Source organism: Desulfothermus naphthae (assembly GCF_054657475.1).
The window spans coordinates 632,383-659,225 of record NZ_BAAHYQ010000003.1 but is presented as its reverse complement, the minus strand read 5'-3'; the positions used below and the strand labels follow the sequence as shown (position 1 = coordinate 659,225).

Annotated in this window: 16 protein-coding genes and 3 CRISPR repeat arrays; of the genes, 2 read left to right on the top strand and 14 right to left on the bottom strand. The window is 36.1% G+C overall.

Annotated elements, in window-relative coordinates:
- Positions 1-50 precede the first annotated feature (50 nt).
- The 8 genes from ACYQ1E_RS14895 to cmr1 all read right to left on the bottom strand — a co-directional run bounded on the left by ACYQ1E_RS14895 (position 51) and on the right by cmr1 (position 15,554).
- Positions 51-1,343: an IS1380 family transposase gene (locus tag ACYQ1E_RS14895; protein ID WP_459874805.1), complete on the bottom strand. Its 1,293-nt coding sequence runs from the start codon at positions 1,341-1,343 to the stop codon at positions 51-53.
- Positions 1,344-1,417: 74 nt separating this feature from the next.
- The gene (gene cas1, locus ACYQ1E_RS14890; RefSeq protein WP_459881065.1) at positions 1,418-2,215 is read right to left on the bottom strand and encodes a CRISPR-associated endonuclease Cas1; all 798 of its coding nucleotides are present in this window, start codon (positions 2,213-2,215) and stop codon (positions 1,418-1,420) included.
- Between the two features lie 102 nt (positions 2,216-2,317).
- A CRISPR array of direct repeats spans positions 2,318-8,012; the repeat unit is 35 nt; unit sequence GTCGCAATCCCTTCTCTGTTCAGGTCTTTTCCAAC.
- 386 nt (positions 8,013-8,398) lie between these two features.
- Positions 8,399-9,538 carry a type III-B CRISPR module RAMP protein Cmr6 gene (cmr6, locus tag ACYQ1E_RS14885; RefSeq protein ID WP_459881062.1) on the bottom strand — a complete coding sequence of 380 codons (1,140 nt, stop codon included), beginning with the start codon at positions 9,536-9,538 and terminating at the stop codon, positions 8,399-8,401.
- Between the two features lie 13 nt (positions 9,539-9,551).
- A complete protein-coding gene (gene cmr5 / locus ACYQ1E_RS14880) occupies positions 9,552-9,986 on the bottom strand; it encodes a type III-B CRISPR module-associated protein Cmr5 (protein ID WP_459881060.1) in 435 nt (144 codons plus the stop codon).
- Positions 9,986-10,933, bottom strand: a complete 948-nt coding sequence (gene cmr4, locus ACYQ1E_RS14875; RefSeq protein ID WP_459881057.1) for a type III-B CRISPR module RAMP protein Cmr4 — start codon at positions 10,931-10,933, stop codon at positions 9,986-9,988. Before cmr4 ends, cmr5 begins: the two co-directional genes overlap by 1 nt.
- Positions 10,934-10,961: 28 nt before the next feature.
- Positions 10,962-11,867 (bottom strand): type III-B CRISPR module-associated Cmr3 family protein, encoded by a 906-nt coding sequence (locus tag ACYQ1E_RS14870; protein ID WP_459881054.1) that lies wholly within the window; start codon positions 11,865-11,867, stop codon positions 10,962-10,964.
- Positions 11,860-14,574 carry a type III-B CRISPR-associated protein Cas10/Cmr2 gene (gene cas10, locus ACYQ1E_RS14865; RefSeq protein WP_459881051.1) on the bottom strand — a complete coding sequence of 905 codons (2,715 nt, stop codon included), beginning with the start codon at positions 14,572-14,574 and terminating at the stop codon, positions 11,860-11,862. Before cas10 ends, ACYQ1E_RS14870 begins: the two co-directional genes overlap by 8 nt.
- Positions 14,565-15,554 (bottom strand): type III-B CRISPR module RAMP protein Cmr1, encoded by a 990-nt coding sequence (gene cmr1, locus ACYQ1E_RS14860; protein WP_459881048.1) that lies wholly within the window; start codon positions 15,552-15,554, stop codon positions 14,565-14,567. Before cmr1 ends, cas10 begins: the two co-directional genes overlap by 10 nt.
- A gap of 411 nt (positions 15,555-15,965) precedes the next feature.
- Here cmr1 and csx1 point away from each other — a divergent pair, with 411 nt between their 5' ends.
- A complete protein-coding gene (gene csx1 / locus ACYQ1E_RS14855) occupies positions 15,966-17,228 on the top strand; it encodes a CRISPR-associated CARF protein Csx1 (protein WP_459881045.1) in 1,263 nt (420 codons plus the stop codon).
- Positions 17,225-17,524: a CRISPR-associated ring nuclease Crn3/Csx3 gene (crn3, locus tag ACYQ1E_RS14850; protein WP_459881042.1), complete on the top strand. Its 300-nt coding sequence runs from the start codon at positions 17,225-17,227 to the stop codon at positions 17,522-17,524. Before csx1 ends, crn3 begins: the two co-directional genes overlap by 4 nt.
- A 136-nt stretch (positions 17,525-17,660) precedes the next feature.
- Here the strand turns inward: crn3 and ACYQ1E_RS14845 are convergent, their stop codons facing one another.
- The 6 genes from ACYQ1E_RS14845 to csm5 form a co-directional block, all read right to left on the bottom strand.
- Positions 17,661-18,116: a hypothetical protein gene (locus ACYQ1E_RS14845; protein ID WP_459881039.1), complete on the bottom strand. Its 456-nt coding sequence runs from the start codon at positions 18,114-18,116 to the stop codon at positions 17,661-17,663.
- Between the two features lie 355 nt (positions 18,117-18,471).
- Complete coding sequence (locus ACYQ1E_RS14840; RefSeq protein ID WP_459881036.1) at positions 18,472-18,882, bottom strand: hypothetical protein; 411 nt, start codon at positions 18,880-18,882, stop codon at positions 18,472-18,474.
- A 29-nt stretch (positions 18,883-18,911) separates the two neighbouring features.
- On the bottom strand, positions 18,912-19,820 hold the full coding sequence (locus ACYQ1E_RS14835; RefSeq protein WP_459881033.1) for a C39 family peptidase: 909 nt from the start codon (positions 19,818-19,820) through the stop codon (positions 18,912-18,914).
- A 47-nt stretch (positions 19,821-19,867) separates the two neighbouring features.
- A complete protein-coding gene (locus tag ACYQ1E_RS14830) occupies positions 19,868-20,095 on the bottom strand; it encodes a hypothetical protein (RefSeq protein WP_459881806.1) in 228 nt (75 codons plus the stop codon).
- A 439-nt stretch (positions 20,096-20,534) separates the two neighbouring features.
- A CRISPR array of direct repeats spans positions 20,535-21,532; the repeat unit is 35 nt; unit sequence GTCGCAATCCCTTCTCAACTCAGGTCTTTTCCAAC.
- Positions 21,533-21,624: 92 nt separating this feature from the next.
- Positions 21,625-25,017: direct repeats of the CRISPR family, unit length 35 nt; unit sequence GTCGCAATCCCTTCTCAACTCAGGTCTTTTCCAAC.
- A gap of 392 nt (positions 25,018-25,409) precedes the next feature.
- A complete protein-coding gene (locus ACYQ1E_RS14825; protein ID WP_459881031.1) occupies positions 25,410-25,613 on the bottom strand; it encodes a hypothetical protein in 204 nt (67 codons plus the stop codon).
- A gap of 51 nt (positions 25,614-25,664) precedes the next feature.
- Positions 25,665-26,843, bottom strand: a complete 1,179-nt coding sequence (csm5, locus tag ACYQ1E_RS14820; RefSeq protein ID WP_459881029.1) for a type III-A CRISPR-associated RAMP protein Csm5 — start codon at positions 26,841-26,843, stop codon at positions 25,665-25,667.

Genomic DNA, 26,843 nt, shown 5'->3' with positions numbered 1-26,843 from the left:
CACATGGACTTACGCAAAATCCTATTTTGGAGGATACTCTCAAAAAAAGATTAAGCAAATTGTAATGACCGGATGGAATTTTCTATCTTTATCCAACGTTCTTTGAAAAAATAATCCCTCGATAATCGAAGGAACCATTGTCGTCCCGCATGCATCAGCCGAGCTGGAACATGGATTAGAAACATGCGGATTGTGTTGGGCTCTTCTCTAAAACCATCTTCATCGTTGAGCCACATCATCCAAACCAGTAGATTGTAAGCCAGAATACAGGTCTGGAATATGGCGGAGTTGGCCCAAAAATCCTGTGTCAAAATGCTTCCAGAGGCCATCTGTCCCTTACACCACTCAATCCAGTTTTCACTGGCCCCCCGTTGGCAATAATACCTGTGGACGTCCCAGGGACTCAGGTTCATATTTGTTACATAACAAAAATAATCATACTCAGTCTTTGTAACGCTGAAAAAAAAGCAACTAAATTTGCTCTCTATTACTTGACGTACGGCCACAAACCGGCGGGGGTGCTTCCACCTTTCACATTTGTATGTGAATTCGGTCTTCTCATAGCCAGGTCTATTTTTAACCTTGTGCCACTTCTGAGCTTCTAAAAGCTGAGTGAGTCCTCGCATCTTAACCTTGATTAAGTACAAAGCATGAGCCTCTTCTAAGTAGTCTAAAAGTTCTCCATTAAAAAAGGCGGAATCTGCACGTACAATAATTTTCCAGACTCTCCTTGGAAGCTTGGCAAAGCACTCTTGCATAAACTCTACACAACCATTGGCTGAATAAGCATCTCCGGCTCTAAACCAGTTGTGAAGACATTCCCGCGTCTCAGCAATAAAGCAAAGGAGCGGATGATATCCCCTTTGTCCTGGCTTCTTGGGGTTGTAACCCTTCTCGGCACCTTCCTGTTTCCCATACACTCCACGCACTGTAGAGTCCAAATCTAAAGTGATGCGGCTAAACCATTTTTTACCCCAAACCTTTTTGCGCACTTTTGTTTCTACATCGGAGAGCTCATTGCAATGTCGGGGATTAAACAACTTAAAAACCCGATTTATGGTAGTATAGTCAGGAAACCTTTCCCATTTAAAAAGCGACCTCAATGCTAAATCAGATCTTAGGATAAATACATGGCTCATATGCTTAGCCCCGGCTAACACTGCCATCATCAAAATCATGATAATGTCGGAAACCTTATACTGTGCGGTAGCTCCCCGCTTAATAGTAATGTGTTGCTCAAGCATCTTGGGAAGCTTCAGTTTGTCAGCAAATAGGCCCAGCAATACCAGTCCGGCGTTGCCCGTAAGATTTTTTTCAGTGAACTTAACATGGAATCTACGCATAGAATCAGTGCCTCCTAATACTTCCTATTTGAGACACTTTATACCATTAATTCACTATATTGTCAAGCTAAACATTATCTTATGATGCAAATTTTAGGTTTTAATATTCCTAGATTAAAAAGTGATAAGCACAAAGTATCTACTACAATGACCCTAAATTCTTCCATTAAATCCATAACAAGGGCATATCTTCCGTAATCTGGCATATGTAAATTTCCAACAAAGGGATCTAAGTTTGCTGCTCTAACTGCAGAATATACTCTGTTAAACAAAAAAGTATAAAGAAGGGACAAAACAGAATTTACAGGGTCTGTTGGAGGCCTTCTTACCCTTTTTCTAAAACCATAGTCTTCATTGAATCCCTCACCAAAACCAGAAAAATATAAGGCTGATCCTTTACCTTCATAACCTCTGACACTATCTACAGACTCTGCTAAGTCAATTTTATCTAATAAAGATTTTATTTCATAAGCAATATCCTTGCACTTTTTTTTCTTTTTGGTCCTTGCTATACGCATTAACATATTAGACATATTTAAAAATTTAGCTTTAACTATCCATTTTGAAATATTAAGAGAAAAATTTTCTTTGTTTAAAAAGTCAAATTGTTTTTTTCTAAGAAAAAAATTCTTGGACTCCTCCATCATATATCTTCCAACATATCTGCCATCTTTTGATAAAAATATAGTATCTATTTTTTCTTTAAAAAGTGCCCTTCTCGCGGGAGGAGAAATGGACACATTACCAAATATAATGAGCTGTTCTAACTTGTGTAAAAAAAGAGTATGAAATATATCGTCATCTTTTTTTACAAGAAGTCTATCTCCTTGTTTTACAATAGATGCTCCTTGTGTGGTAATGTATACTCTCATTACATTCTCCTTGTGAAGTTGAATTAGTTAAAAAATTGTATTTTACATACAATAGTGAAGTACTTTTTATAAAGTGGAAGGTGTTAGATGGGAAATTTATTGGTGGCAATCCCTTCTCTATTCAGGTCTTTTCCAACTACTCAAACAACAATAAATTTCAAAGGAGGTATGTTATGTGTCGCAATCCCTTCTCTATTCAGGTCTTTTCCGACGATGAATCAGAATACGAGGAAAAAACTTTTTGGGTCCTCACTCGCAATCCCTTCTCTATTCAGGTCTTTTTCAACCAATCAGATTGACAGAGAAAATAAAAGAAGCCAGCCCTGTGTCGCAATCCCTTCTCTATTCAGGTCTTTTCCAACGATAATGTAGATGATTGGAGATATTGTGACGGAGATTAGTCGCAATCCCTTCTCTATTCAGGTCTTTTCCGACGATGAATCAGAATACGAGGAAAAAACTTTTTGGGTCCTCACTCGCAATCCCTTCTCTATTCAGGTCTTTTTCAACCAATCAGATTGACAGAGAAAATAAAAGAAGCCAGCCCTGTGTCGCAATCCCTTCTCTATTCAGGTCTTTTCCAACGATAATGTAGATGATTGGAGATATTGTGACGGAGATTAGTCGCAATCCCTTCTCTATTCAGGTCTTTTCCAACACTTTTAAGGAGGTTTAAGATGGAAAAAGTAAAAGTAAGGTCGCAATCCCTTCTCTATTCAGGTCTTTTCCGACAAATATATCGGAGTTCAAAAACTATAAAAATAAAAAGGTCGCAATCCCTTCTCTATTCAGGTCTTTTCCGAGAGGAATACCACATTATTCAAGGGAGACCAGCCATGCGAGCGTCGCAATCCCTTCTCTATTCAGGTCTTTTCCGACAGAGAGTTATTGAGGCAAAGGTGGAAAAAAACAGGAGAGAAGTCGCAATCCCTTCTCTGTTCAGGTCTTTTCCAACTTACAAAGTTGAAGTGGACAACAAGGAACAAGAGATTGGAGTCGCAATCCCTTCTCTGTTCAGGTCTTTTCCGACAAAGACTTTACAACAAAACATATACTATCAATTCTAAAGTCGCAATCCCTTCTCTATTCAGGTCTTTTCCGACAAATATATCGGAGTTCAAAAACTATAAAAATAAAAAGGTCGCAATCCCTTCTCTATTCAGGTCTTTTCCGACGGGTTTCCCAGCCTATTTTACTCGTTCTATTTGTTTGCCTGTCGCAATCCCTTCTCTATTCAGGTCTTTTCCGACCATTTCTAAAGTTTCCAGAAGAAAAACTAAATTTCACATAGAGTCGCAATCCCTTCTCTATTCAGGTCTTTTCCGACCCCAGTGAACATCTACAGGGGAGACGAAGAGCTCATTCTGTCGCAATCCCTTCTCTATTCAGGTCTTTTCCGACTTATATCTCTTTCAACAACAATTGGCAAGGCAATCAGTCGCAATCCCTTCTCTATTCAGGTCTTTTCCGACAGAGATGAAAAATTTTATTAAAAAACTTATTCTGAACGGCTAGTCGCAATCCCTTCTCTATTCAGGTCTTTTCCGACAAAGGAGGTCTAAAATGATAGTATCATTTTCAGTAGAACCGTCGCAATCCCTTCTCTATTCAGGTCTTTTCCGACACGGCTACAGGGTCAACGCAAACGACCCTGTAGCTGTTCAGGGTCGCAATCCCTTCTCTATTCAGGTCTTTTCCGACCGAAAGACAAGAAAGCAATCAAACACGTAACAGAAAAGTCGCAATCCCTTCTCTATTCAGGTCTTTTCCGACTTATTCCATATAAGAAAAAGATTCTTGAATGGGAAATATATGAGTCGCAATCCCTTCTCTGTTCAGGTCTTTTCCAACGGGTCTCCTTCGGGAGCAACGAACCATTTTTCAGTGGGGTCGCAATCCCTTCTCTGTTCAGGTCTTTTCCAACTAAAGAGGACAAAATGAAAAAAATATACTGGGCCTCTCAACACGTCGCAATCCCTTCTCTGTTCAGGTCTTTTCCAACACGTTTTATTTTCAAAAAGATATATCCACAAACGAAAGTCGCAATCCCTTCTCTGTTCAGGTCTTTTCCAACCGGGAGACGCCGTAATAAAGGATAGCTATAACCTGGGTGAACGTCGCAATCCCTTCTCTATTCAGGTCTTTTCCAACAAAAGGTCACTAAACTTGCAAATCGTTCTTAATCCCTAGAGTCGCAATCCCTTCTCTATTCAGGTCTTTTCCAACACCATTCCCTGATAAGCGTAACTGGAAGTATGGCAGTACAAGTCGCAATCCCTTCTCTATTCAGGTCTTTTCCAACTAAAATGGGTTTTTTTTGGAATGCTTTTGTTAGTGTTCCGTCGCAATCCCTTCTCTATTCAGGTCTTTTCCAACTTCCCCTTTTTGCTTGCCAAGACCTAGCCTGAAATAAGTTAGGTGTCGCAATCCCTTCTCTATTCAGGTCTTTTCCAACTGAAAAAATTTAAAGAACAACTCTCTTTAATAGAGTCGCAATCCCTTCTCTGTTCAGGTCTTTTCCAACTTTCTTTTCTCACCTAGCAGAGAATCCAACAAAGCCAGCTTAGTCGCAATCCCTTCTCTGTTCAGGTCTTTTCCAACTTGAAAGGCCTACCCGCCAACATCCGTAAGCAGGTTGCCAAGCGTCGCAATCCCTTCTCTGTTCAGGTCTTTTCCAACTTAAATTTAACCCCTCATGATGTCGTTATTTATAAAGATGTCGCAATCCCTTCTCTGTTCAGGTCTTTTCCAACCTTTTTATCTTTTTCATCTTAATCCTCCTTTAAGTTTTTAAAAGTCGCAATCCCTTCTCTGTTCAGGTCTTTTCCAACACCTATACATTAAAGATGGTATCTCCCAACCACGCAGGTGTCGCAATCCCTTCTCTGTTCAGGTCTTTTCCAACTTGAGTAAAAAAAATATGGGAGAAGACAAGAAATGAAAAAGTCGCAATCCCTTCTCTGTTCAGGTCTTTTCCAACAAAGGAAACAAGTATTAAGGAACGAGATTACTTACAGAGTCGCAATCCCTTCTCTGTTCAGGTCTTTTCCAACAAAATTATAGGTTTTATCCAGTTATTCAACATAAAGAGTCGCAATCCCTTCTCTGTTCAGGTCTTTTCCAACGTCTTCCATGATGGGTCTATTGCCTTCACTCGCAGACAAGTCGCAATCCCTTCTCTGTTCAGGTCTTTTCCAACGGACAGAAATGGCTATAACACAAAACCTAAGCTTCAAAGGTCGCAATCCCTTCTCTGTTCAGGTCTTTTCCAACTATAGTAAGCAACGAAATCAAAAAAAAACAAAAGGAGGAAAAAAGTCGCAATCCCTTCTCTGTTCAGGTCTTTTCCAACGTCTTCCATGATGGGTCTATTGCCTTCACTCGCAGACAAGTCGCAATCCCTTCTCTGTTCAGGTCTTTTCCAACGTCTTCCATGATGGGTCTATTGCCTTCACTCGCAGACAAGTCGCAATCCCTTCTCTGTTCAGGTCTTTTCCAACGGACAGAAATGGCTATAACACAAAACCTAAGCTTCAAAGGTCGCAATCCCTTCTCTGTTCAGGTCTTTTCCAACTATAGTAAGCAACGAAATCAAAAAAAAACAAAAGGAGGAAAAAAGTCGCAATCCCTTCTCTGTTCAGGTCTTTTCCAACGTCTTCCATGATGGGTCTATTGCCTTCACTCGCAGACAAGTCGCAATCCCTTCTCTGTTCAGGTCTTTTCCAACGGACAGAAATGGCTATAACACAAAACCTAAGCTTCAAAGGTCGCAATCCCTTCTCTGTTCAGGTCTTTTCCAACTATAGTAAGCAACGAAATCAAAAAAAAACAAAAGGAGGAAAATAGTCGCAATCCCTTCTCTGTTCAGGTCTTTTCCAACAGTGCTGGCATGCCTGCTTCATACTTGGCCTGGAAGAGTCGCAATCCCTTCTCTGTTCAGGTCTTTTCCAACAAGTTATAAAAAGTTGAAAGAAAGCTTATCGAGGTCGCAATCCCTTCTCTGTTCAGGTCCTTTCCAACATCTTTAGGGAGTCTGTATATATAGACTCCACTTGCCGTCGCAATCCCTTCTCTGTTCAGGTCTTTTCCAACTAGTTTTTCTCCCTTCCTTTTCACCCCCCTCCCCCAGCCGGTCGCAATCCCTTCTCTGTTCAGGTCTTTTCCAACCTTTGTTAAATAATTTAACACAGCGGGTTGATGGTAAGCTGTCGCAATCCCTTCTCTGTTCAGGTCTTTTCCAACTAGATGAATGGAATGAAATTAAATATCCTGAGAAAATAAAGTCGCAATCCCTTCTCTGTTCAGGTCTTTTCCAACTTTGCTATATCGCAAACTACTAGAAATGCGTCACATACGAGTCGCAATCCCTTCTCTGTTCAGGTCTTTTCCAACTTGAGTAAAAAAAATATGGGAGAAGACAAGAAATGAAAAAGTCGCAATCCCTTCTCTGTTCAGGTCTTTTCCAACGCAAAATCTTTCGTTTAGATACATAGACATCAATGCCTTAGTCGCAATCCCTTCTCTGTTCAGGTCTTTTCCAACCTTGAAAATTGGTTTAAGGAACAATTACAGAAGCTGGAGAGTCGCAATCCCTTCTCTGTTCAGGTCTTTTCCAACTGATGGTCAATCGGTAGTAATTACTAACAGTAAAGCTATAAGTCGCAATCCCTTCTCTGTTCAGGTCTTTTCCAACCTAAGGCTAGGGCTGAAGTCATGGGCTGGAGGGCTAATGAGTCGCAATCCCTTCTCTGTTCAGGTCTTTTCCAACTTATTTATATAAGGGAGATGTCTCGAAGATCCCAAAAGATGTCGCAATCCCTTCTCTGTTCAGGTCTTTTCCAACACAATTATAATGAGAGAATTAAACTAATAGATCCTTTGAAAGAGGTCGCAATCCCTTCTCTGTTCAGGTCTTTTCCAACTCATAATTACCTCCTTTAAAAATTAAAGATGTGCTGTCGCAATCCCTTCTCTGTTCAGGTCTTTTCCAACTGAAAGATGTAGAGAAAAGGAAAACGAGAAAGGACTAGTCGCAATCCCTTCTCTGTTCAGGTCTTTTCCAACAATTTACTGGTTTAATTGAGTGTGGCCTATCTTTCAAAGGGTCGCAATCCCTTCTCTGTTCAGGTCTTTTCCAACTTTGTGGGGGTGTAGAGAAAAAACGTGCAAACACGTTGAAGAGTCGCAATCCCTTCTCTGTTCAGGTCTTTTCCAACCAAGACACGATGGCAAAACCTTCAGTCATGAGCAGTTGCCGTCGCAATCCCTTCTCTGTTCAGGTCTTTTCCAACGGCTGATTCGTTTGAGAACAGCCTTTGAAGTTGGTCGCAATCCCTTCTCTGTTCAGGTCTTTTCCAACATTTTTATTATAGTTTTAAGCGCTCCTGCACTCAAGTCGCAATCCCTTCTCTGTTCAGGTCTTTTCCAACCAAGATTATTAGCATTAGAAATGAATAAGGATGTTGAGTCGCAATCCCTTCTCTGTTCAGGTCTTTTCCAACTAAAAAATACGGAAAGAACAATGTTACTTTTGCTGACGCTGTCGCAATCCCTTCTCTGTTCAGGTCTTTTCCAACAACTATAATTGAAGAACAGAATCAAAAAGGCGTAATTTGGTCGCAATCCCTTCTCTGTTCAGGTCTTTTCCAACACATTGATTATTTGCATTCTACAAGATGTGTGTTAGGTCGCAATCCCTTCTCTGTTCAGGTCTTTTCCAACTACATGCACAATAAAAAGGAAATAGAGTTTATTAAAGCCGCGTCGCAATCCCTTCTCTGTTCAGGTCTTTTCCAACTGCACCCCTTTAATTTACCTAAATTTCAATATTTTGCAACCCCATTTCCGCAGACCTCCAACAATTTTTTCCCAAAAATGAAAATTTTGTCCAATTTTTTATATAACCTATTGAAATAATTGAAACGCAGACTTCTCTGACCTCGAAAACAAAAAAGTCAATTATTACAATCAAATACAAAAAATAACTATTTTTGTCATGAGGTCTGCGGAAAGTTATTCCCCACTACACCTATCTTGGGTTTCAATGAACATTTATCATATTACATAACCAGTTAATAACTTACTGTGCCCCTTTCTTGTCCCTTCAGTCTAAAGCCTAACTCAACAAGAAGAAAGGATAAAGTTGGGCATAGTTAAACTTATTTTTCACTCCTAATCAACTATTTATTCCAGACTAATTCCCAATATATCTGCCAATATCTTATAACTCTTTGTATATTGTTTGTTTTTCTTTTTCTTGCGTACTTTGTGTATTAACTTTTCAGCTATCTCTTTATCCTTATTTAATTTTTTATTTCTCTGCCACTCTTGAATAAAAGCATCAACCTCTTGAGAACCTTTAGGTAGTTTATCTATCTTTGCCAACATACCTTCTTTAATCTGTTTAAGCCTATCTTCTTCTGACATAAATTTTTCTTGATAAACTTTTATTATTTCAGACGGCTCTTTTTCTGACACTATTTCAAAAAGTCCATAACCTAAAGAAGTTTTTGCGCCTACTCCTTCTTCAGTAATAGCTCTTTTCAAAGCTTTTATTGTCTTATTCTTTAATTCATCATATTTATTATGTGTTTTATCAATTAACACTCTAAAAATGAACTTAGAACCTTTAGCTACTGTCAAAAATTTAATAGGATTTGGTTGATGATAGTCTGCTGGTGGCGTTTTATGTCCTTCATCAGTGTAATAGGGTCCATAATGGGGATTCATAATATCTATATGTAGATGAGGAACTTCCAGTGGATAACTATCTAAAAAAATCACCTTTCCTCGTTTAGCATCGTCTCCTCCTGTTCCAAATATATCAGGAACATTAGTCCACTCTTCTTCCTCATCAATGTATAAACTACCTTCCTTATCTTGTTTCAACTTATTTTCATCAATACCTTTATCCAATAATTCCAACATATAGGCAAACCTTACAACTCCCTTTATAGAGGATGCAGGCACATACGGAATGCCCAGGTTATGATCAAAAATCATACTAACTTCACTGGGATGTGTTTCTCCTATTCCAACTATAAGAGGAGATTTTAAGTCAGCTACAAAAACAAGTGTTTCATATCTGGAAGAAAAACTTTGACAAAAAAGGTATTGGTTTATGTGCTTGAATAATAAAAAATCTTTTAAATAAGATACTATCTCTTTATATTTATCTTTATATTCATTAACAGCCCTGGTAGGCACTTTAAAATTATTTCTTTCATCTAATTCTACAAACTTATTAAACCATAACCCAAAATTTCCTTTTTTATAGGAGGAGGAGTCTAAGATAGTTAAAATCTCTTTATGCACAGGAATCATTTTAAATTACTCCTTAATTTTTAACATCATCATTACCACAAAAGGCTTGGGCATATCTTTTTACCCATTCTAAAAGCGCTAAAACTTCCTTTTGTATTGTAAGATATTTTTCCTGATCAATCTCATTTAAGTGTTCAATAAATTTTTCTCTTTTTTCAATTTCAGGAATAAACTCATTACAGATATCTTTTTCTTTAAAATTTAACCATTCAAAAATTATATCAAACAGTACTATATGTTTATCTTGTTTATCAAACCCTTTCTGGCCAGTATTCTTATCTTTTTTCACCCCTTTAGATAACCAAAAAGCCAAAGTTTGGCCAAGTCCGTTTTGTAAAATCTGAGAAGGAGCACCAGCTACAAAGGAATCAAACTTATCTATATTCACTGCTTTTTTTAACACCTTTTCCAAAGCATACTCTGCCCTTTTTTGCCCTAAAGTTCTCATTACTTGCCTCCTCCTTCTTCTTGCTCTTTATCAATATTAATCCACTGTATCTTGCATATTCCCTTTCCTAAAGTTACATCACCACCTATTTGCAAAAAGTCTTTTATTGTATCTTGGATATAGCCTTTAATAATTTCTGCTGAATAAGAATTTTCATCTCTTGTTGGATTACTAAAACATACCAAAGAGTACAAAAGAGAATCAGCAGGTAAGAACTCTTGATATCTAAGAGAACCATCTTCAGCTGTACCTTTTTTAGAGTCTATTTTTATATTAGTTTGGATTTCTGTACAACAAGTAACGCAATAATCAAACATTTCATCTGAGATAAATAAAAGCCTTTTTAATTCAGGAAAATTTTTTTTAATAAATGGGACTATTTTGTTTTTTTGATTATTGTGATTATCAATTTTTTCACCAATTTTTACCAATGCCTCTTCCAGCAACACACTATCACCCTTATTAAAAACATCATCAGAATCTGTTAAAATTAATGCACTATTTTTAGATTTTAACTGCAAATCAAAATCTTTTTCAATTCCCAAATACTCTAAATCTTTTTTATATCTTTCCAGAACAGTGGGGCATGTTACCCAAACAAAAGGAACAACATTGGACCTCATAGGAAACGCTAAAATTTTTGCATCAGAAACAGAAATAGCACCAGGTAAATTTTCTTTATCTTTTTCCCATCCATCTTGAGTATCAGAACCAAAAATTATGTTGATAACTTTCTTTAGCTGTTTGTCTTGTCCTTGGTCTTGATAAAACTTGCGAAAATGGTCTCTCATAGCTCCTTTCACACCTGAAGCTTGAACAATGGGATAGCCTGTGTGTCTTTCCCTTTGAATTGGCAAATCAACCGTGGCTACAGATGCTCCACTTCCAGCATGTATAGGTGAAATAGCGTAAAAGGAAAGTATTGAAAAAAATTCTTTTTTTAACATAATAGCCTCCTATTAGTCTAGGTATTTGTTAATCAATAGCTATACAGTTTTCTATTTTTTTATTAAACACTGTCCCTGCTGGAAAATATCCTTTCATGGGTTTATGAAACCCTTTATAAAGATCCCAACCGCCTAAATAAACAATCTTGCCAGTGGCAACTACAACCTCATTTGTTTCACTACTTCCTGGTATTAAAGATAAAGACATATAATATTGGCCTTGTTTATTTAAATCCAAATTAAAATTTTCTTTTTTATAACGCCCAAATCTCTGCTCTGCTCCTAAAAACAAAACACCTTCATCTCCCAATTCTTCTATATCTATTCCAAAAACAAGACTTACTCCTTTTTTTAATCTGCAATGAGTAAATGAATAAATATGGTGAACTCTAACGCTTCTATCTGGATTTAAGGCAATGCCAATTCTTGGCTCTGTATCATAGAATTCATCTGTTTTTTTTAAAACAACCTCTGTTTTACCAAAAAGGTCATCATAGGCTATCCAGTTCCCTCCTATGGATTCCAATTCCGAATCTCCCTTTGCCCAATATAATAGGTCTTTAGAAGATGACTTTATTAATTCTTCTTTAATTTTTTTCGCTTTTATTATTTTTACTTTTTCATCTGAGTCGCTATTGTGTTTACTCTTGTTCTTTTCTTTAAACCATAAATATGGGGCAGGGAAGTAAACTTTATCCTTTAATTTAAAAAAAGGCCCTACAATATTAAATCCAGGTTTTTCTTCACCAATATTTATTAACTTTTCATACTTTTTCTTATCTTTTTTAAAAAAATAAGTTCTTATGGCTCCTGCAATAGTGTGAATAGGAGGAGGAAAATTTAAAGTAGCATCGTGATGCTCTCCTATGTTCATAGGCTCAGAGCCTCTAAAAAATACTGTATCATTGGGTTCAAAAATATAAAAATTAAACATTACTATCCTCCTGTTTTCTATTCAAAAAACCTGCAATAATTAGAGGATCGTTGGAAAATTTTACCTCTGACTCTTTATTCTTATACAATATTACCTCTCTAATATCTTTAGATAATGTCTTTATCTCGTCCTCTTTCAGTTTTGTCCCAGATTTACTTAACTGTTTTTCAATAAATTTTTCCAGAAGTTCTATTTTTTCCTTTTCATTTAAATTTTCCATGTTAATTATAGAATGTATGCCATTTTCTAACGCTGCGAGTTTATAGGCAAATCTTTTAGACAAAGATTGTCCTATTTTTTCTGATATTTTTTTAAAGGCTTGTAACTTCTCACTATTCCATTTAGTAACAAAAAATCTATCTCCACCACTTCTTTTTTTAAGCTGAATAGCAACAGCATTCCTTCCACCTTCTTTTTTGGCTTTTTCTTTTAATAACTTATTTGCTTGTTTTATCATATGTTTTAAACTAGCTTTATGATGACAGATTAAAATACCAGCAGAAATAGAAATATTTTCTCCTTTACCTAAATTTACAGAAAGTTTACCTGGCTTTGGAGCAAAATTATCACAAATATCTTCTGAAACAATTTCTCCATCTTTTTGATAAATTACTTTAAAAGTGGACTTATAATATTGACTTATTTCTTCTGCAGCTAGTAGGGCTTTATCCATAGGTAATACAGCACACACATCATCTCCACCTGCATATATTAGTTTTCCTTCATACTTTTTTACTATTTTTGCCACACCATAAATAGCAAAATCTCCCAAAGATTCAGAAATAGAAGCGTGAATAGATGGAGTTAAATTGCGTTTAACCACTTTGGCAAAAATGTTTTTCCAATTTTCTGCATAAACTTTTTCAATTTTACCCTGTTCTATTTTTTCTTTAATTTCTGGATGCATAATAGAAGCCCAAGTTGAAGCAATAGTCTCTCCTCCTACCAGTTTACCCATATTATCTCCATCCATTAATAAAATGGCATAATATCGGTCTTGATTATCTACATCCTTTTCTTCTTCATGTATTTTTTGAGCCTCTTTAATTTTTTCACTATGACTTGTAATATTTTTTTTCTTAAAGTAATCATTAAGTGCCATATAAGTAGTGCTTGGGAAGCCTTCTTCTACCCTCATAAATGTGCTTTGTAAAAGATGGCCTAAATCATCTTTTATACAATATGGCGCAATTCTTTTGGTGAGACATATGGAGCAAAGATGTTCATTTTCTTTAAAATCTGTACTATTTTCGCCTCCATATGCACTTCTTAATGCAGTCCAAAAAGCATTAATCATTTTCTTATAGTCATTAGCAGACATATCTTGATTATATTTTATGGAATGAAGAACCTCAAACTCACCACACATATGGCATTTTTCTCCTGGCTCTTCATTCCTTTTAACAGTTCTCTTTGTTTTTTCTGCAGCTAGAGCTGCCTGACACAAGGCATGAGATACAGAATACAATACACCTATTCCAGATTTTTCATAATAAGGTTTGTCTTTTATCATTTCTTCAAAATATTTTAAAAGTATAAAATTACCTTTAAATATTTTTTCAGGCAAATACTCCTCAACTTTTTCCCTATCACTTTTCTTAAGCATCCTAATAGCAGCCCATTTTATATCCCAAAAATTTTCATTTTGTCTTTTAAACAAATATTTAACATATTCTATTTCTTTATTACTTAGTTTTAACTTTGAATATAACTCATTAATAACTTTTTCATAAATTTCCTTCCATGCCATTAAAATATTTGTTTCAACTTCTTTTGCAATATCTTCAGATTTACTAAAAGGAATAAGAAATAAAAATTTATTAGGAAAAGATGCAATTTCCCTTTCCTGGTTCAGAAAGTCTTTAACTTCATGAATTTTCCATTGTTTTTTTAAGTATTCATTAACTAAAAATTGATCTATAAGAGATGGATAAAGTATGTGGTCAGGCCCTAAATTTTCCATTACCCATCTAATACCTTCAAAGGCAAGATAAGACAAAAATACAGAACCAACCCAATAATCTCTTAATTTTCTAGCGTTTTCTATAAATCCTTGCACAGGTGTAATACTAAAAACCATCATGCCCAAATCATTATCATTTTCACCTATATCAAAACATGATTGAATTGCAGAAACTAAACCATTGTGTTGCCATATTGTGTGATCTGGAAACCTGGTATCTGCAGGGAGCCTATGCCATAATGCCCCAATTCCTCCTACATTTTCAGAGGCAAGTCTAAATCTCAGAACCAAATGGGTATAAAAAAAGCGAGCCATGGCAAATTTTTCTGGATCATTTTTAAACCTCTCAGAATAACCCCCTTCCCCTGCTTTAATCCCGATTTCTTTTTTTAGAAATTCCAATAAACTCTCAAAAACATCCTTGCTATTTATATTTTCCAGCTTTATAGAAATTTGAGCTTTTTCACCTGTAGGATGAGATAAGATAGGACTTTTTAAAAAATCAATTGCTCCACTTTTCTCTTGATCAGTTTTATAGCCCACTATTTGTCCCCTCTCAAAACCAGAGGCAATGCCATCTGCTGTTTTCCAAAAATCATTATTTGGGGCTGTTATTCCAAAAACATCCACAAGCTTCTTTGCCCTTTCCACATGCCCTTTGATATCAAAACACTTATCAAAAGGGTCATGCATATATGCCCAGAATTTATTATCCCAGTAATTCTTAGGTAAATTTATAGCCATTTATTTCCTCCTGATTTTTTCTCAATTTCTTTGCACACTTTCTCCAAGGTTTCTTTAAAAACAGAAAATGTTTCAGACTTATCAAATGATTTAAATTTATAAGGCAAAAATAAAATCTGGCCTTGAAAATTACCATTCTTTAACTTATTCACATGTAAAAAAAAGACTTTAGCATGCCTATTTTTTCTAATGTATTCAGGTATATTCTCGCCTCTAGCCTCTATAGGCTTAGCAATCAGTCCCCTTTTTTCAAAGTTATGTCTCTTTTCCACTGAAAGACGAGCTTCTCTATAAGCCAGTCCAATATCAGATAAAGCATCTTGCCAGGTATTTTGAGGATTAAATTTAATTAGCTTAGAATATTGAGAAAAAGAAGTATAATCTTTCAATTCTCCATTCTTTAGAATCTCTGTTGTAAATTTAATATCCCTACAATACATAGAACCAAAACCATTTCTACTTTTAGCACTCATTCCTCCAAAATTTATAAAATAAGTCAAAGCTCTTTCTATTTCTGAAAATAAATTTTTTTTAGCTTTTATAACCAAAGTAAAACTGCTACCAACATCAATATACTCTTTTTCCACAACATTTCCTTGTCTTTTTATATATTTTAATGTTCCATAGGCTAGATAATGCAATATATCTAAAGGTGGTAAGGTTTTGCCTTTCCTTACTGCTCTATACTTTTTACCCCAGAATATATGTTTTGAAATCTTAATATTAACATCTTTGATGAATAAAGAAATACTAGACTTAATATCTGTATTACCAAATAATTCTGATTCTTTTTTGTACATTTCATCAATATCTGCTATACCACTAGTAGCTCTCCACCAAAATCTAATCATTCCTTTAAATGAAGGTATTCTTAACTCTGCTTTATTTACATCGCTTCCACCCAAAAACATAGGAGTGACCACTTCAATATTATATTCTCTTTTTTCTATATCCCTATACCTACCAATGTAAAAACTCATTTTTTCCCCCTTGGCCTAAAAAAGTTCTATTTTAGATTCACACACCATTTAATTTTATTCATCTTTTTAAAATTTCCCAAACAACAATATTTTGCAAATATTGTTGTTTTTAATAAAAAAATTGGTAGTGTAAAAAAATTGTGTGAATTTTTTATTGAAAAAATGGGCATCCTCCTTTAGGGTGAGTTGAAAGAAACAATAACCCAAAAAACCCTTAAAGGAGGATGCCCCCTGCCTATTTTATGATACAAAATCAGTTTGCATGAAATGAAGGATTTTATCAAGGACTTAGTTTTAGCTCCTGAGAATATTTTATACTGCTCCCAAAAAAGTTGAATACGTTTTGAAGAGAAAGGCAATAGTGGAGTAAGAGGATATGTAATATAACCACTTAAATAAAAGGAATAAATAATGAAGTTACTACTTGCACCATGGGGAAACCCAACATTTTGGAAGGAGTTATATTACAAATTTGATAGAAAAGAAGTTAGGTCAAGGACATCTCTAAAAATTCTTCAAGAAGCTATAAAGCCTGATAAAACTCTAATAGTGGGTTTAGACACTCTCGCAGAGATAGGTTCAAACTATGAAGAAGTCAAAAAAGATGCAGAGCGTAATATAAAAGAACATGTAAATGAATTTGGATTAGAAAAGTGTGAAATCCATATAGCACCTGGGATTGGAAGTTTTCCAAATGGTACTTTTCTTGGAGAAGCTCTTGATTACTATTATTACACCCTTGCAAAGATTTCAATCAATCTACTCAAATGTTCAGATAATATTTTAGAAATTCATTTTGATTTAACTCACGGCATAAATTATTCAGTTATCCTTACTTACAGAGCAGTTAAAGAAATATTAGAATTATTTTCTATTTTTAAAAAAGTAAAATTTAAAGCATATAATGCAGATCCTTCACCAGTTAATACCACAAAAAAACTTTTTATTAATGTCATTGAAGATATAGAGCCCTCCCCAAAACCATTTGATGAAAAAATCAATCAAGGTAGAACATTAGAGCCTAAAGATTTGGATCCTGAGAATAGAAGAAAATTATTCAAAGAAGATTTAAGTTGCACAAAAGAAGTAAGTAAGTCAGAAATCTCTGCATTTCTTGGTGCTTTATACAATGGCTGTCCTTTGGCCATTTTTAGATTTTATCCAGATAAAGATAAACTGGATAAGATTATTCACCAGACTCTTCATACTTATGCAAAATATGTAAATTTAGAAAATAGAGATAAACTGACTGTAAAAAGAAATGTAAGATTTGGAAAAGATTTCAAAGTATATCTATTTGCCTATTTAACTGTAAGTCTTTTAGAGAAATCAAACCTGCTTGATACTAACAAAAAAGAAGTTAATATATCAGAACTTAAGAATCTAACATCAAATCTGTTTAAATTTGACGAACGATTTAAGACAAGAATTGAAAAAGATATTCACAGTCTAAAAAAAGATCTTGATGATAAGGATATTAGAGATTGGAAAATTTATAATGAGGTTTTGGAGCGTAGTGTTGGTGAGCCTGATAGTAGAAATTTCTTAGCTCATTCAGGATTTGAGCGAAATATAGTTGAGGTTAAAAAGAGTAGTCCCGATGTTGTATTCATAAGATACAGAGAAGAAAAAATAGGCACAATTAAAGATCTATGTCAGAAGGGGTTAAGATGACAATTGAATTTAGAACAAAAGAAAAAGAGAATTATACCATTGTTCATTTTGAGCTAAAAGAGAATATAACTCCAGAAATTTTACAACAACTTAAGCCACCAAAAGTTGATGAAACTAAAGGGGTTGTGCTAAGTGGTCGTGGCCCAATTTGGCTTTATTGCTATTTGGCTCACTGTTACCATCCCACTAAGTTCATAGCAACATTTGATCCTAGGCTAGGTGGGGTAATAACGGAATCTCATGCTTCTGATTATAAAGTTGGTGAAATTATAAAGGTGAATGTCAATGAGTTGTAAGTTGTACACAAAATTATCCAATCTGTCTATTTTGCCCTCAATTAACCACTTCCATATTGTTTACCATTTGGCACCCACAGGAAATTTTTTTATTATACTTCAACTATTAAGGCTAGATCTTTTCTGAGACATTGGGTTAAAGCAGACCAAAGCTTCTCAAGACCTCTGCAAGTTTTTTGTCACTCTTTGAAAGCTCTTTCAAAACTTTTATAACTCGGCTCTCTGTTTCTATATGCCTTACAGTTACTTCCTTTGCCTTTTCTATTAGTGTTCTTCTATCCCAGAACACAAGTCCCATCATTGCTACCACTAATCCACCAAATACCACCATCATTGTATTTGCTGTGTGAACAAGGTCTGTAATGCGTTGGTCTATTTCCTCAAATCTTTTGTCTATCCCCTCAAATCTTTTATTCATCTCTTCTCTAAACATCTTCTGCTCTTTTTCTATTGCTTTCTGTCCTTCTTCAAGTCTGGTAAGCCGTTCTATAATCTCTCTGTCTGTAAGAGGCATGGTTTTCTGATAAGAAAATCCCACTACAGGAATGAAAAAAAGTGAAAATAATAATATAAAGGTTATTTTCCTGATCATGTTTTTTTCCTCCTCAAAAAGGCCCAATTTTTGAGCAAGATATTATCATAATAAAGATTAAAGTTTCAAGCACTTATTACTCATATACTTAACCATGAAAGGTCTTAATCCCTTCTCAATTCAGGTCTTTCCCAACCTCCGACAACCATACTCTTAATGTCCTCCAACACATAACGAGTCGCGATCTTTTCTCATTTATTGACCATTTTTGTCATGAGGTCTGCGGAAACTTTTCCCCAAATACACCTATTTTAGATTTTAATTTGCATACATTAGCTATGATAACAAGTTACTGCGACCATTGTTTCTCCTTCGATGTTATCTGGATATTTTTTGTAATTTCCTGACTTAGATTTTATGGTTCTAAAGGAATAACAGAAAGCCCTTCCATTAATGGCTTATAACAACCTGGTTTTGAAGAAGGATTCAAATAACAAATCACTATTTGTCCTGTCTCAACCTTTACCAGCAACTCTCCCATGGTATGGGCTTTTATCCCTCCTTTTGCTGGTTTCTCGCCTTTAAAACATACCTTTATTATTTCTCCTTCTTTTAATGTTTCATAACCTTTAACCACATGAAGGACCTTTATCTCAAAAAAAGGAGTGGGCAATGAAGAGTTCACTCTCTCTATTTTCCCAATCACAATAACCCTGGCCTCCATATTTCTGGATTTAATTATTTTCTTAGGTGGAATAGCAAAACAAACACCTGAAAAAAATAGTATCATAAAACAAACTATACAGATTACATTTACTTTTATCATTAAAACACCTTTAAATTTAATTAAAATTATTATTCACGAATGCGCCAAACTAAGGGCAATAAACCACTTCCCAATAACCAGACTGCGCCAGGCAAAGGCACTGGAGTACCTCCTGTGGGAATAAAACAGGTAACGCCTATTAAGTCATGACCATCGTAATTACCACCCCAGGTCATTGTATGATCACCTTTCTTCCACGTATCATGAATGTATATTGTCTGGGTATCAGAATCATAACCATATCCCAACATGGTATGTCCTTCGACATGAACAAGAACTACTCGTCCAGCATCTATTTCACTCATAAAATCATTAAAGGTAAAACCTTTTTCTCCAGTATAAGTATCCACATACTGATTAAAAAGAGTGTGGTCATTTTCTGGATCGTGGCTGCCATATCCCCTAAAATCAACATATTCCCAGATTCCAAACATGCCTGATTGATTATAGGAATCAGGACCCCACTGATATACATCCGAGACATAGAGCGGTGAGCCATCTTCTTTAAAATAAAAAGTAGTAGCTCCATTGGGATTACCCAGTGAGTCCTGGCTTGTGCCCATAAAATCAGCAAGAGAGTTAAAGGAATGGTAAGGCGGATCAGCATCATCACCTGATGCACCATCACCACTACTATAAAAATCATCTACATGACCTTGACTGGCAATAATATTTTGCGCCTTATATTCCCAATTACCTTTTGTACTGGGATAAGTGGTCAGTTCAGCAACTCCTCCAGGGACAAGATTGTCATAACTAAGTCCTTTATAGCCGTGGATATCATAATATCCCATCATCATACCTGCTGATGTAGGAGCACATCCATACCACCAATCATAATCAGGAACATCTGACAATTTTACTGTTGTTGCATATAAATTAGAGCTTAAAAGAAGAACAAAACAAAAAAATAAACCAACTAAAGATTTAATTCTCATTTTTCTTCATCTCCTTCTCTTTGAAACGTTGAATTCTAAGATATTTTTTATTTTCTCCTCAAAACCATAAGTCCTAACAAACTGGAACCTAAAAGATAAATAGCTCCTGGTAAAGGAACAGCTGCAGGCGGTTCAGTAGTAAATTCCCACGATATAATGTCATGTGCTTCGTAGGCTGCTCCAGTTGCTGCAGTAAAGCCAACATATACATTAGTGGGATCTAAATACATGTTCAGATCACCAAGTTCATAACGTGAACTACTCCGCCCTTTCAGACGGAGCTTCTGGTAGAGGATTGTCTCCCCACCCAGAAGACCCGCAAGGGGATTCCTGCTTCAGCGAGGGATAGCTAACACTCCTTTCTGGGAGTGCCCCGCCATTGCCCTCTCCACAGGCGTAAGTTCGGATCGCTCCGACCCTACCAGCCGTAAGGCAGGTGAGCCTTTTTTACGGCATCGCTCTAAGTCCCCTCCCTTACGGAAGGGAACTTAGAGCGTATTTTTAGTTAAAGCCAATCTCTGCCCTTAAACTAAAGGGTTGAAATTATATTTGCATTTTTTTTGACAAAAATCAATCCCTCCAAAGTGGGATTTTGATATACTATGGTTCAATGTGAAAAAAAAAATCCCTGGGCTTAAAATTTTTTAAATCTGAACTTTGTAAATTATAGAAGCATTATTCACCTGACACAATTTATTTATTTCCAACGATAAAGTCGCAATCCCTTCTCAACTCAGGTCTTTTCCAACGAAATAAGAAAAATAAAAAATTCAAGGCAATCTGGACTCGTCGCAATCCCTTCTCAACTCAGGTCTTTTCCAACTGGACCTGACCTTTATATGGGACATAGTAACAATGTGTCGCAATCCCTTCTCAACTCAGGTCTTTTCCAACTATCGTTAGGAATTTCAATTCAGTTACCAGAAGGATATGAGGTCGCAATCCCTTCTCAACTCAGGTCTTTTCCAACAACAACCAAAGTCCCTATCCTTACAGATGAAGATATTAAGTCGCAATCCCTTCTCAACTCAGGTCTTTTCCAACGGAGGCAGCTTTAATCTTGTCAGAAGTCTTCACATCTCGTCGCAATCCCTTCTCAACTCAGGTCTTTTCCAACAGCATTTAGACTTCACTGGTTTAATTGAATGTGGCTTACCTGTCGCAATCCCTTCTCAACTCAGGTCTTTTCCAACTGGACGAACACAAGTAGTGGTGGAACACACTGGGAAAAGTCGCAATCCCTTCTCAACTCAGGTCTTTTCCAACTGGACGAACACAAGTAGTGGTGGAACACACTGGGAAAAGTCGCAATCCCTTCTCAACTCAGGTCTTTTCCAACAAAGGCCATGAATAAAAGAGAAAATTGTTTCAGTAGTTTTGGTCGCAATCCCTTCTCAACTCAGGTCTTTTCCAACACAATATAAAAAAATATACAATCAACAGCCAGATACTAGTCGCAATCCCTTCTCAACTCAGGTCTTTTCCAACGCCACAAATCTTAAACAAGGGAGGCAGAAATGGCAGACGTCGCAATCCCTTCTCAACTCAGGTCTTTTCCAACTTTTGATGAAGACTATAATAAACATTTTGTAGGTTACTCTTTGTCGCAATCCCTTCTCAACTCAGGTCTTTTCCAACTTGGCAAGTATCGTATTTTGATTCTTAATTATGGAACACGTCGCAATCCCTTCTCAACTCAGGTCTTTTCCAACCTCAATTTTAGATATTTAAACGAATATTTAAGGGTAAGACGTCGCAATCCCTTCTCAACTAATGTATTTGAAGCGACATGCAAAAATAAAGGCGTCGCAATCCCTTCTCAACTCAGGTCTTTTCCAACGTGTCCGCAAGGATAAGAAAGAGGTCAAAGAGGTGAGTCGCAATCCCTTCTCAACTCAGGTCTTTTCCAACCAAAGAAACAGTTTTTAAAAAACCAGATTAAGTTTAAAGAGTCGCAATCCCTTCTCAACTCAGGTCTTTTCCAACGGTGAGGGAGATCACGGGGATATCCTACACTGGGATATCGTCGCAATCCCTTCTCAACTCAGGTCTTTTCCAACAAAGTATCTAGTCGCCCAAGATGGGCGACTCTATCTCGTGTCGCAATCCCTTCTCAACTCAGGTCTTTTCCAACCAGTTAATATTGCAAGAAAAAGAGTACTTGTGGATTCCTGGTCGCAATCCCTTCTCAACTCAGGTCTTTTCCAACCAGTTAATATTGCAAGAAAAAGAGTACTTGTGGATTCCTGGTCGCAATCCCTTCTCAACTCAGGTCTTTTCCAACTCAATGGTTCTTTAATGGCAATCCCTATTGGAAAAGAATGTCGCAATCCCTTCTCAACTCAGGTCTTTTCCAACTTGAATATAATAAAAATCAACAAAAGCAAGGATAAAAGTCGCAATCCCTTCTCAACTCAGGTCTTTTCCAACGAGTTGAACTTTTTTGAGACTTGTCTAGAAAAAGGGCAAGGTCGCAATCCCTTCTCAACTCAGGTCTTTTCCAACTATTGAATTTAGCAAAGGTAATATTTTTGGTGTAAAAGTGTCGCAATCCCTTCTCAACTCAGGTCTTTTCCAACGAATGAACTAGGGATAACAGAAACATTAGCTGACCCATGTGTCGCAATCCCTTCTCAACTCAGGTCTTTTCCAACGAGGATGATGAAGATTAAATATTAAGCGCTCTTGTACTCGGTCGCAATCCCTTCTCAACTCAGGTCTTTTCCAACATAGTTGCTGCTAGTAAAGATAAAGATGTTCAAGTTGTTGTGTCGCAATCCCTTCTCAACTCAGGTCTTTTCCAACTTTATGGACGTTGTTTCAAGTGCAATTTTACATTAGGGCACAAGTCGCAATCCCTTCTCAACTCAGGTCTTTTCCAACCTTACCAGATAGTAGTTGAAAAACAGAATATTCCAGTAAGGTCGCAATCCCTTCTCAACTCAGGTCTTTTCCAACGTTTTGTCAGTTTTATGCTGATCAGTTTGAAGGAATTGATCTGTCGCAATCCCTTCTCAACTCAGGTCTTTTCCAACAAAGCTTTATACGTAAAAGAAAAGGATATTGAAAAGGCTAAAGTCGCAATCCCTTCTCAACTCAGGTCTTTTCCAACTATCTTGGCTCCAAAGAAATAACAGTTTAAAAATTTTAAGGTCGCAATCCCTTCTCAACTCAGGTCTTTTCCAACATAGTGTATATTAAAAAACTTGACCTTATTTTAGTCTAGTCGCAATCCCTTCTCAACTCAGGTCTTTTCCAACTTTATTAAAAGAGGAGGTTTAAGATGATTAGTTTTTCAAGTCGCAATCCCTTCTCAACTCAGGTCTTTTCCAACGAGGCAAACAAGCTCTCCAGAGATGGTAAGGGGCTTATTTTGGTCGCAATCCCTTCTCAACTCAGGTCTTTTCCAACAGTGCAAAATTTTTACTCAAGAAGGGAGCAAACCCTTTCTTGTCGCAATCCCTTCTCAACTCAGGTCTTTTCCAACGATTTTGCCTATACTCTGGATCTTTCAAACAAGAAAGACGTCGCAATCCCTTCTCAACTCAGGTCTTTTCCAACTGAATGGCAAAGGAGAATTAACAAAGTCTGCGGCTTCTTGTCGCAATCCCTTCTCAACTCAGGTCTTTTCCAACCGACATTTCCCCTGTCCTCATTCATTCTATTGAGGGCTGGGTCGCAATCCCTTCTCAACTCAGGTCTTTTCCAACCCTTTAATTTTTTGTGTTATTAAGGGCAATGTGGACAAAAGTCGCAATCCCTTCTCAACTCAGGTCTTTTCCAACGTGACAGAAAAGGTGATAAGGGCAGCTAAGAAGCTTTTGGGTCGCAATCCCTTCTCAACTCAGGTCTTTTCCAACATGGGAAATCCCCAGCGACATTTCCCCTGTCCTCATTCATTCTGTCGCAATCCCTTCTCAACTCAGGTCTTTTCCAACATGATGGAATTAAATTTAGAAAAAGTAAAAGAAATAAACTGTCGCAATCCCTTCTCAACTCAGGTCTTTTCCAACCTGATGATGGCGGCCTTACATGGGCTGCCAGTGACGCCCTGTCGCAATCCCTTCTCAACTCAGGTCTTTTCCAACTAAAGGTTAAACTTTAAAACTTAAGGAGGAGTAAAAATGAGGTCGCAATCCCTTCTCAACTCAGGTCTTTTCCAACGAAAAGCACATTTACAGATGCAGGAAGTAATGGTAGGTCGCAATCCCTTCTCAACTCAGGTCTTTTCCAACTTAGCCTTATTTATTTTAGATAAGGCTAGGTCAAGAAGATGGTCGCAATCCCTTCTCAACTCAGGTCTTTTCCAACAAGGAATTAAAAAGAAAGATTAATAAAAGAAATAGAGTCGCAATCCCTTCTCAACTCAGGTCTTTTCCAACTTATGGTTGGTTGAGTAAGTATAAGCTGGGGAATTATTAGTCGCAATCCCTTCTCAACTCAGGTCTTTTCCAACTCTCTTATGAGAGAACGTGAAATGAGAGATGTTTCAAGAAGTCGCAATCCCTTCTCAACTCAGGTCTTTTCCAACGAGTGTATAAAGGAAGAGCGCTTTGACCCCGTTGCAGTCGCAATCCCTTCTCAACTCAGGTCTTTTCCAACTTTTTAATCTTCTAGGTTCTATGGGTATTCCAGGACCCAAAGTCGCAATCCCTTCTCAACTCAGGTCTTTTCCAACCCAGATAGTGATTGAAAAACAAAATATTCCAATAAAAGAGGTCGCAATCCCTTCTCAACTCAGGTCTTTTCCAACTTCTTCGTATTGGAGGAAGCCTCTTCTGTCATCATGTCGCAATCCCTTCTCAACTCAGGTCTTTTCCAACAAAAGGTAAAAATTAGGGAACATTTTTTAGATATTGAGGGTCGCAATCCCTTCTCAACTCAGGTCTTTTCCAACGGCATTTGAAATAGCTAAAAACAAGTATAACGTTTATAGGTCGCAATCCCTTCTCAACTCAGGTCTTTTCCAACTTCTTGTAAACATAAAATCTCTTTAGAACCTATAGAGGTCGCAATCCCTTCTCAACTCAGGTCTTTTCCAACTTTTAATTTTAAGGAGGAGTAAAAATGGTAGAAAAAGTAAAAGTCGCAATCCCTTCTCAACTCAGGTCTTTTCCAACTTGAAAAGGATAAAGGAAAAATTAAAAAGGCACATAAAAAAAGTCGCAATCCCTTCTCAACTCAGGTCTTTTCCAACTGCACCCCTTTAATTTACCTAAATTTCAATATATTGCAACCCCATTTCCGCAGACCTCCCCCATTTTTTTTCCAAAAAAATAAATTTGAACCTATTTTTTATCTAACCTATTGAAATAATTGAAACGCAGACCTCTTTAACCTCTAAAACAAAAAAGTTAATTATTTCAATTAAATACAAAAATTTACTATTTTTGTCATGAGGTCTGCGGAAATTGTTTCCCCTTTACACCTATCTTAAATTTCAACGAGCATTTATCAATCTTAACTAAAAAATTTCCTATTTGCCCAATTGATGTATTCATTTAACTTTGCAATCTTTTTGTCACTATTATCCCTGGGGCTATAATAATTGAGATGTGCAATTAAGAAATAATCAAACATCTGGAACCATTACACACTATCCCACAAAGATTTTTTTGTACCTATTAAAAAAACCTTTTGAATTTTAAAATGTTTAACCAGCGCCCTTGCTATGAACTGCTCTTCATAAACCTTGTCGTCAATTTGATACTTTGCCTTCTCATATTCACCTGGCATATGAGATTTTACATCTTTCTTTCTCCCTGCCCCTAATGAAGATATGAGAATTTTCATAACTACTCCTGCCAATTTACTCCATTAATGACTTAAACCACCTTTTGTTTTTTACTTTCTTCTAATTCTATATTTTCCACTCAAAGCTGATAAGTCTAAAGTTTGTTTTTTTGCCGATACCTTACTCTTATCTTTTTTAAGTCCAGTCTTTTTTTTACTAGAACCTTCTTTTTTAACTTCTTGGTCCCATATTTCTGCCCATGCAAAAGGCTCGAGGCTGTTTAGGAGAAAATTTTTTCGCTTTTCCGAAGCGAACCACATGGTTGTAGTTTTGTTGGCTATATAAGAGGCCTTTCTACCTTTTTTGATCCTAATTTTTCTAAAACCTTCTACTGTCATTGCTTCAGCTCCAGAATGCCGCCCTATTTTTAGAGGAATACCCCTATAACACACAGGAATTTTAGTAGAAAGTTTATTATAAATTTTTTCTTCTTCCTGCAATATGGATGTATAAAAATCTCTTAAAGCCTTTTCAACAATTTCATGAGAAATTTTCTTAGCTACATTATTTACATTTATAACAGAAATGGTTCCTTCAAATTCTGATCCTGTCTCTATTACTTCTGATATTTGATAAGGAGTAGATGTATTATTTCCATCTTTTTTTAAATTTACAGCATACACTATTTTTGTGTTTACTTTCTTAGGTAAAAATTCAGACACTTTAAGATATTTTAGAGGATCCTCATTAATATTTTTATATCCCAATATTTTTTTTTGTAAAAATCTATCATCATCAATATTTCTTGGAACTTGATTGGAATAATAATTTAAAATTGCAGTTCTTATAGAACCTTTAATTGAACTACCTGGAATGATTGGTTGATTTAAATTCACATTATAACTTAACATCGTTATTAAAAATCGATTTATTTGTTTGGTATCACTTGGACTTAAATTTAAAATTTTTTTATAATGATCATAAAATCCAGAACATATTTTAATTTTTCTAAGTATTATTTTGGGATGGGATTTAACATAATCTAATTTTGAATTCATAAATCTATAGAATTTCACTAAACTATATGAAGATGTATCTTTTGATATTTCAAATATAGTTTGTCTATCCTTATCTGTTAAATATAGTAGAAATTTTTCAATATCAATATAATACATATGGCTGGAATCAGGATCTACTACAAAATTAAATGGTTCATATACATCCGAATATCCCACATAAATGGGACTCATTACACGAAGAATATACTTCTTAACAACTATCTCTGCCAT

Bases quoted from the DNA above. Each gene is read 5' to 3' on its own strand.
- ACYQ1E_RS14895 (WP_459874805.1), bottom strand. From the start codon at position 1,343: ATGCGTAGATTCCATGTTAAGTTCACTGAAAAAAATCTTACGGGCAAC.
- cas1 (WP_459881065.1), bottom strand. From the start codon at position 2,215: ATGAGAGTATACATTACCACACAAGGAGCATCTATTGTAAAACAAGGA.
- cmr6 (WP_459881062.1), bottom strand. From the start codon at position 9,538: ATGATTCCTGTGCATAAAGAGATTTTAACTATCTTAGACTCCTCCTCC.
- cmr5 (WP_459881060.1), bottom strand. From the start codon at position 9,986: ATGAGAACTTTAGGGCAAAAAAGGGCAGAGTATGCTTTGGAAAAGGTG.
- cmr4 (WP_459881057.1), bottom strand. From the start codon at position 10,933: ATGTTAAAAAAAGAATTTTTTTCAATACTTTCCTTTTACGCTATTTCA.
- ACYQ1E_RS14870 (WP_459881054.1), bottom strand. From the start codon at position 11,867: ATGTTTAATTTTTATATTTTTGAACCCAATGATACAGTATTTTTTAGA.
- cas10 (WP_459881051.1), bottom strand. From the start codon at position 14,574: ATGGCTATAAATTTACCTAAGAATTACTGGGATAATAAATTCTGGGCA.
- cmr1 (WP_459881048.1), bottom strand. From the start codon at position 15,554: ATGAGTTTTTACATTGGTAGGTATAGGGATATAGAAAAAAGAGAATAT.
- csx1 (WP_459881045.1), top strand. From the start codon at position 15,966: ATGAAGTTACTACTTGCACCATGGGGAAACCCAACATTTTGGAAGGAG.
- crn3 (WP_459881042.1), top strand. From the start codon at position 17,225: ATGACAATTGAATTTAGAACAAAAGAAAAAGAGAATTATACCATTGTT.
- ACYQ1E_RS14845 (WP_459881039.1), bottom strand. From the start codon at position 18,116: ATGATCAGGAAAATAACCTTTATATTATTATTTTCACTTTTTTTCATT.
- ACYQ1E_RS14840 (WP_459881036.1), bottom strand. From the start codon at position 18,882: ATGATAAAAGTAAATGTAATCTGTATAGTTTGTTTTATGATACTATTT.
- ACYQ1E_RS14835 (WP_459881033.1), bottom strand. From the start codon at position 19,820: ATGAGAATTAAATCTTTAGTTGGTTTATTTTTTTGTTTTGTTCTTCTT.
- ACYQ1E_RS14825 (WP_459881031.1), bottom strand. From the start codon at position 25,613: ATGAAAATTCTCATATCTTCATTAGGGGCAGGGAGAAAGAAAGATGTA.
- csm5 (WP_459881029.1), bottom strand. From the start codon at position 26,843: ATGGCAGAGATAGTTGTTAAGAAGTATATTCTTCGTGTAATGAGTCCC.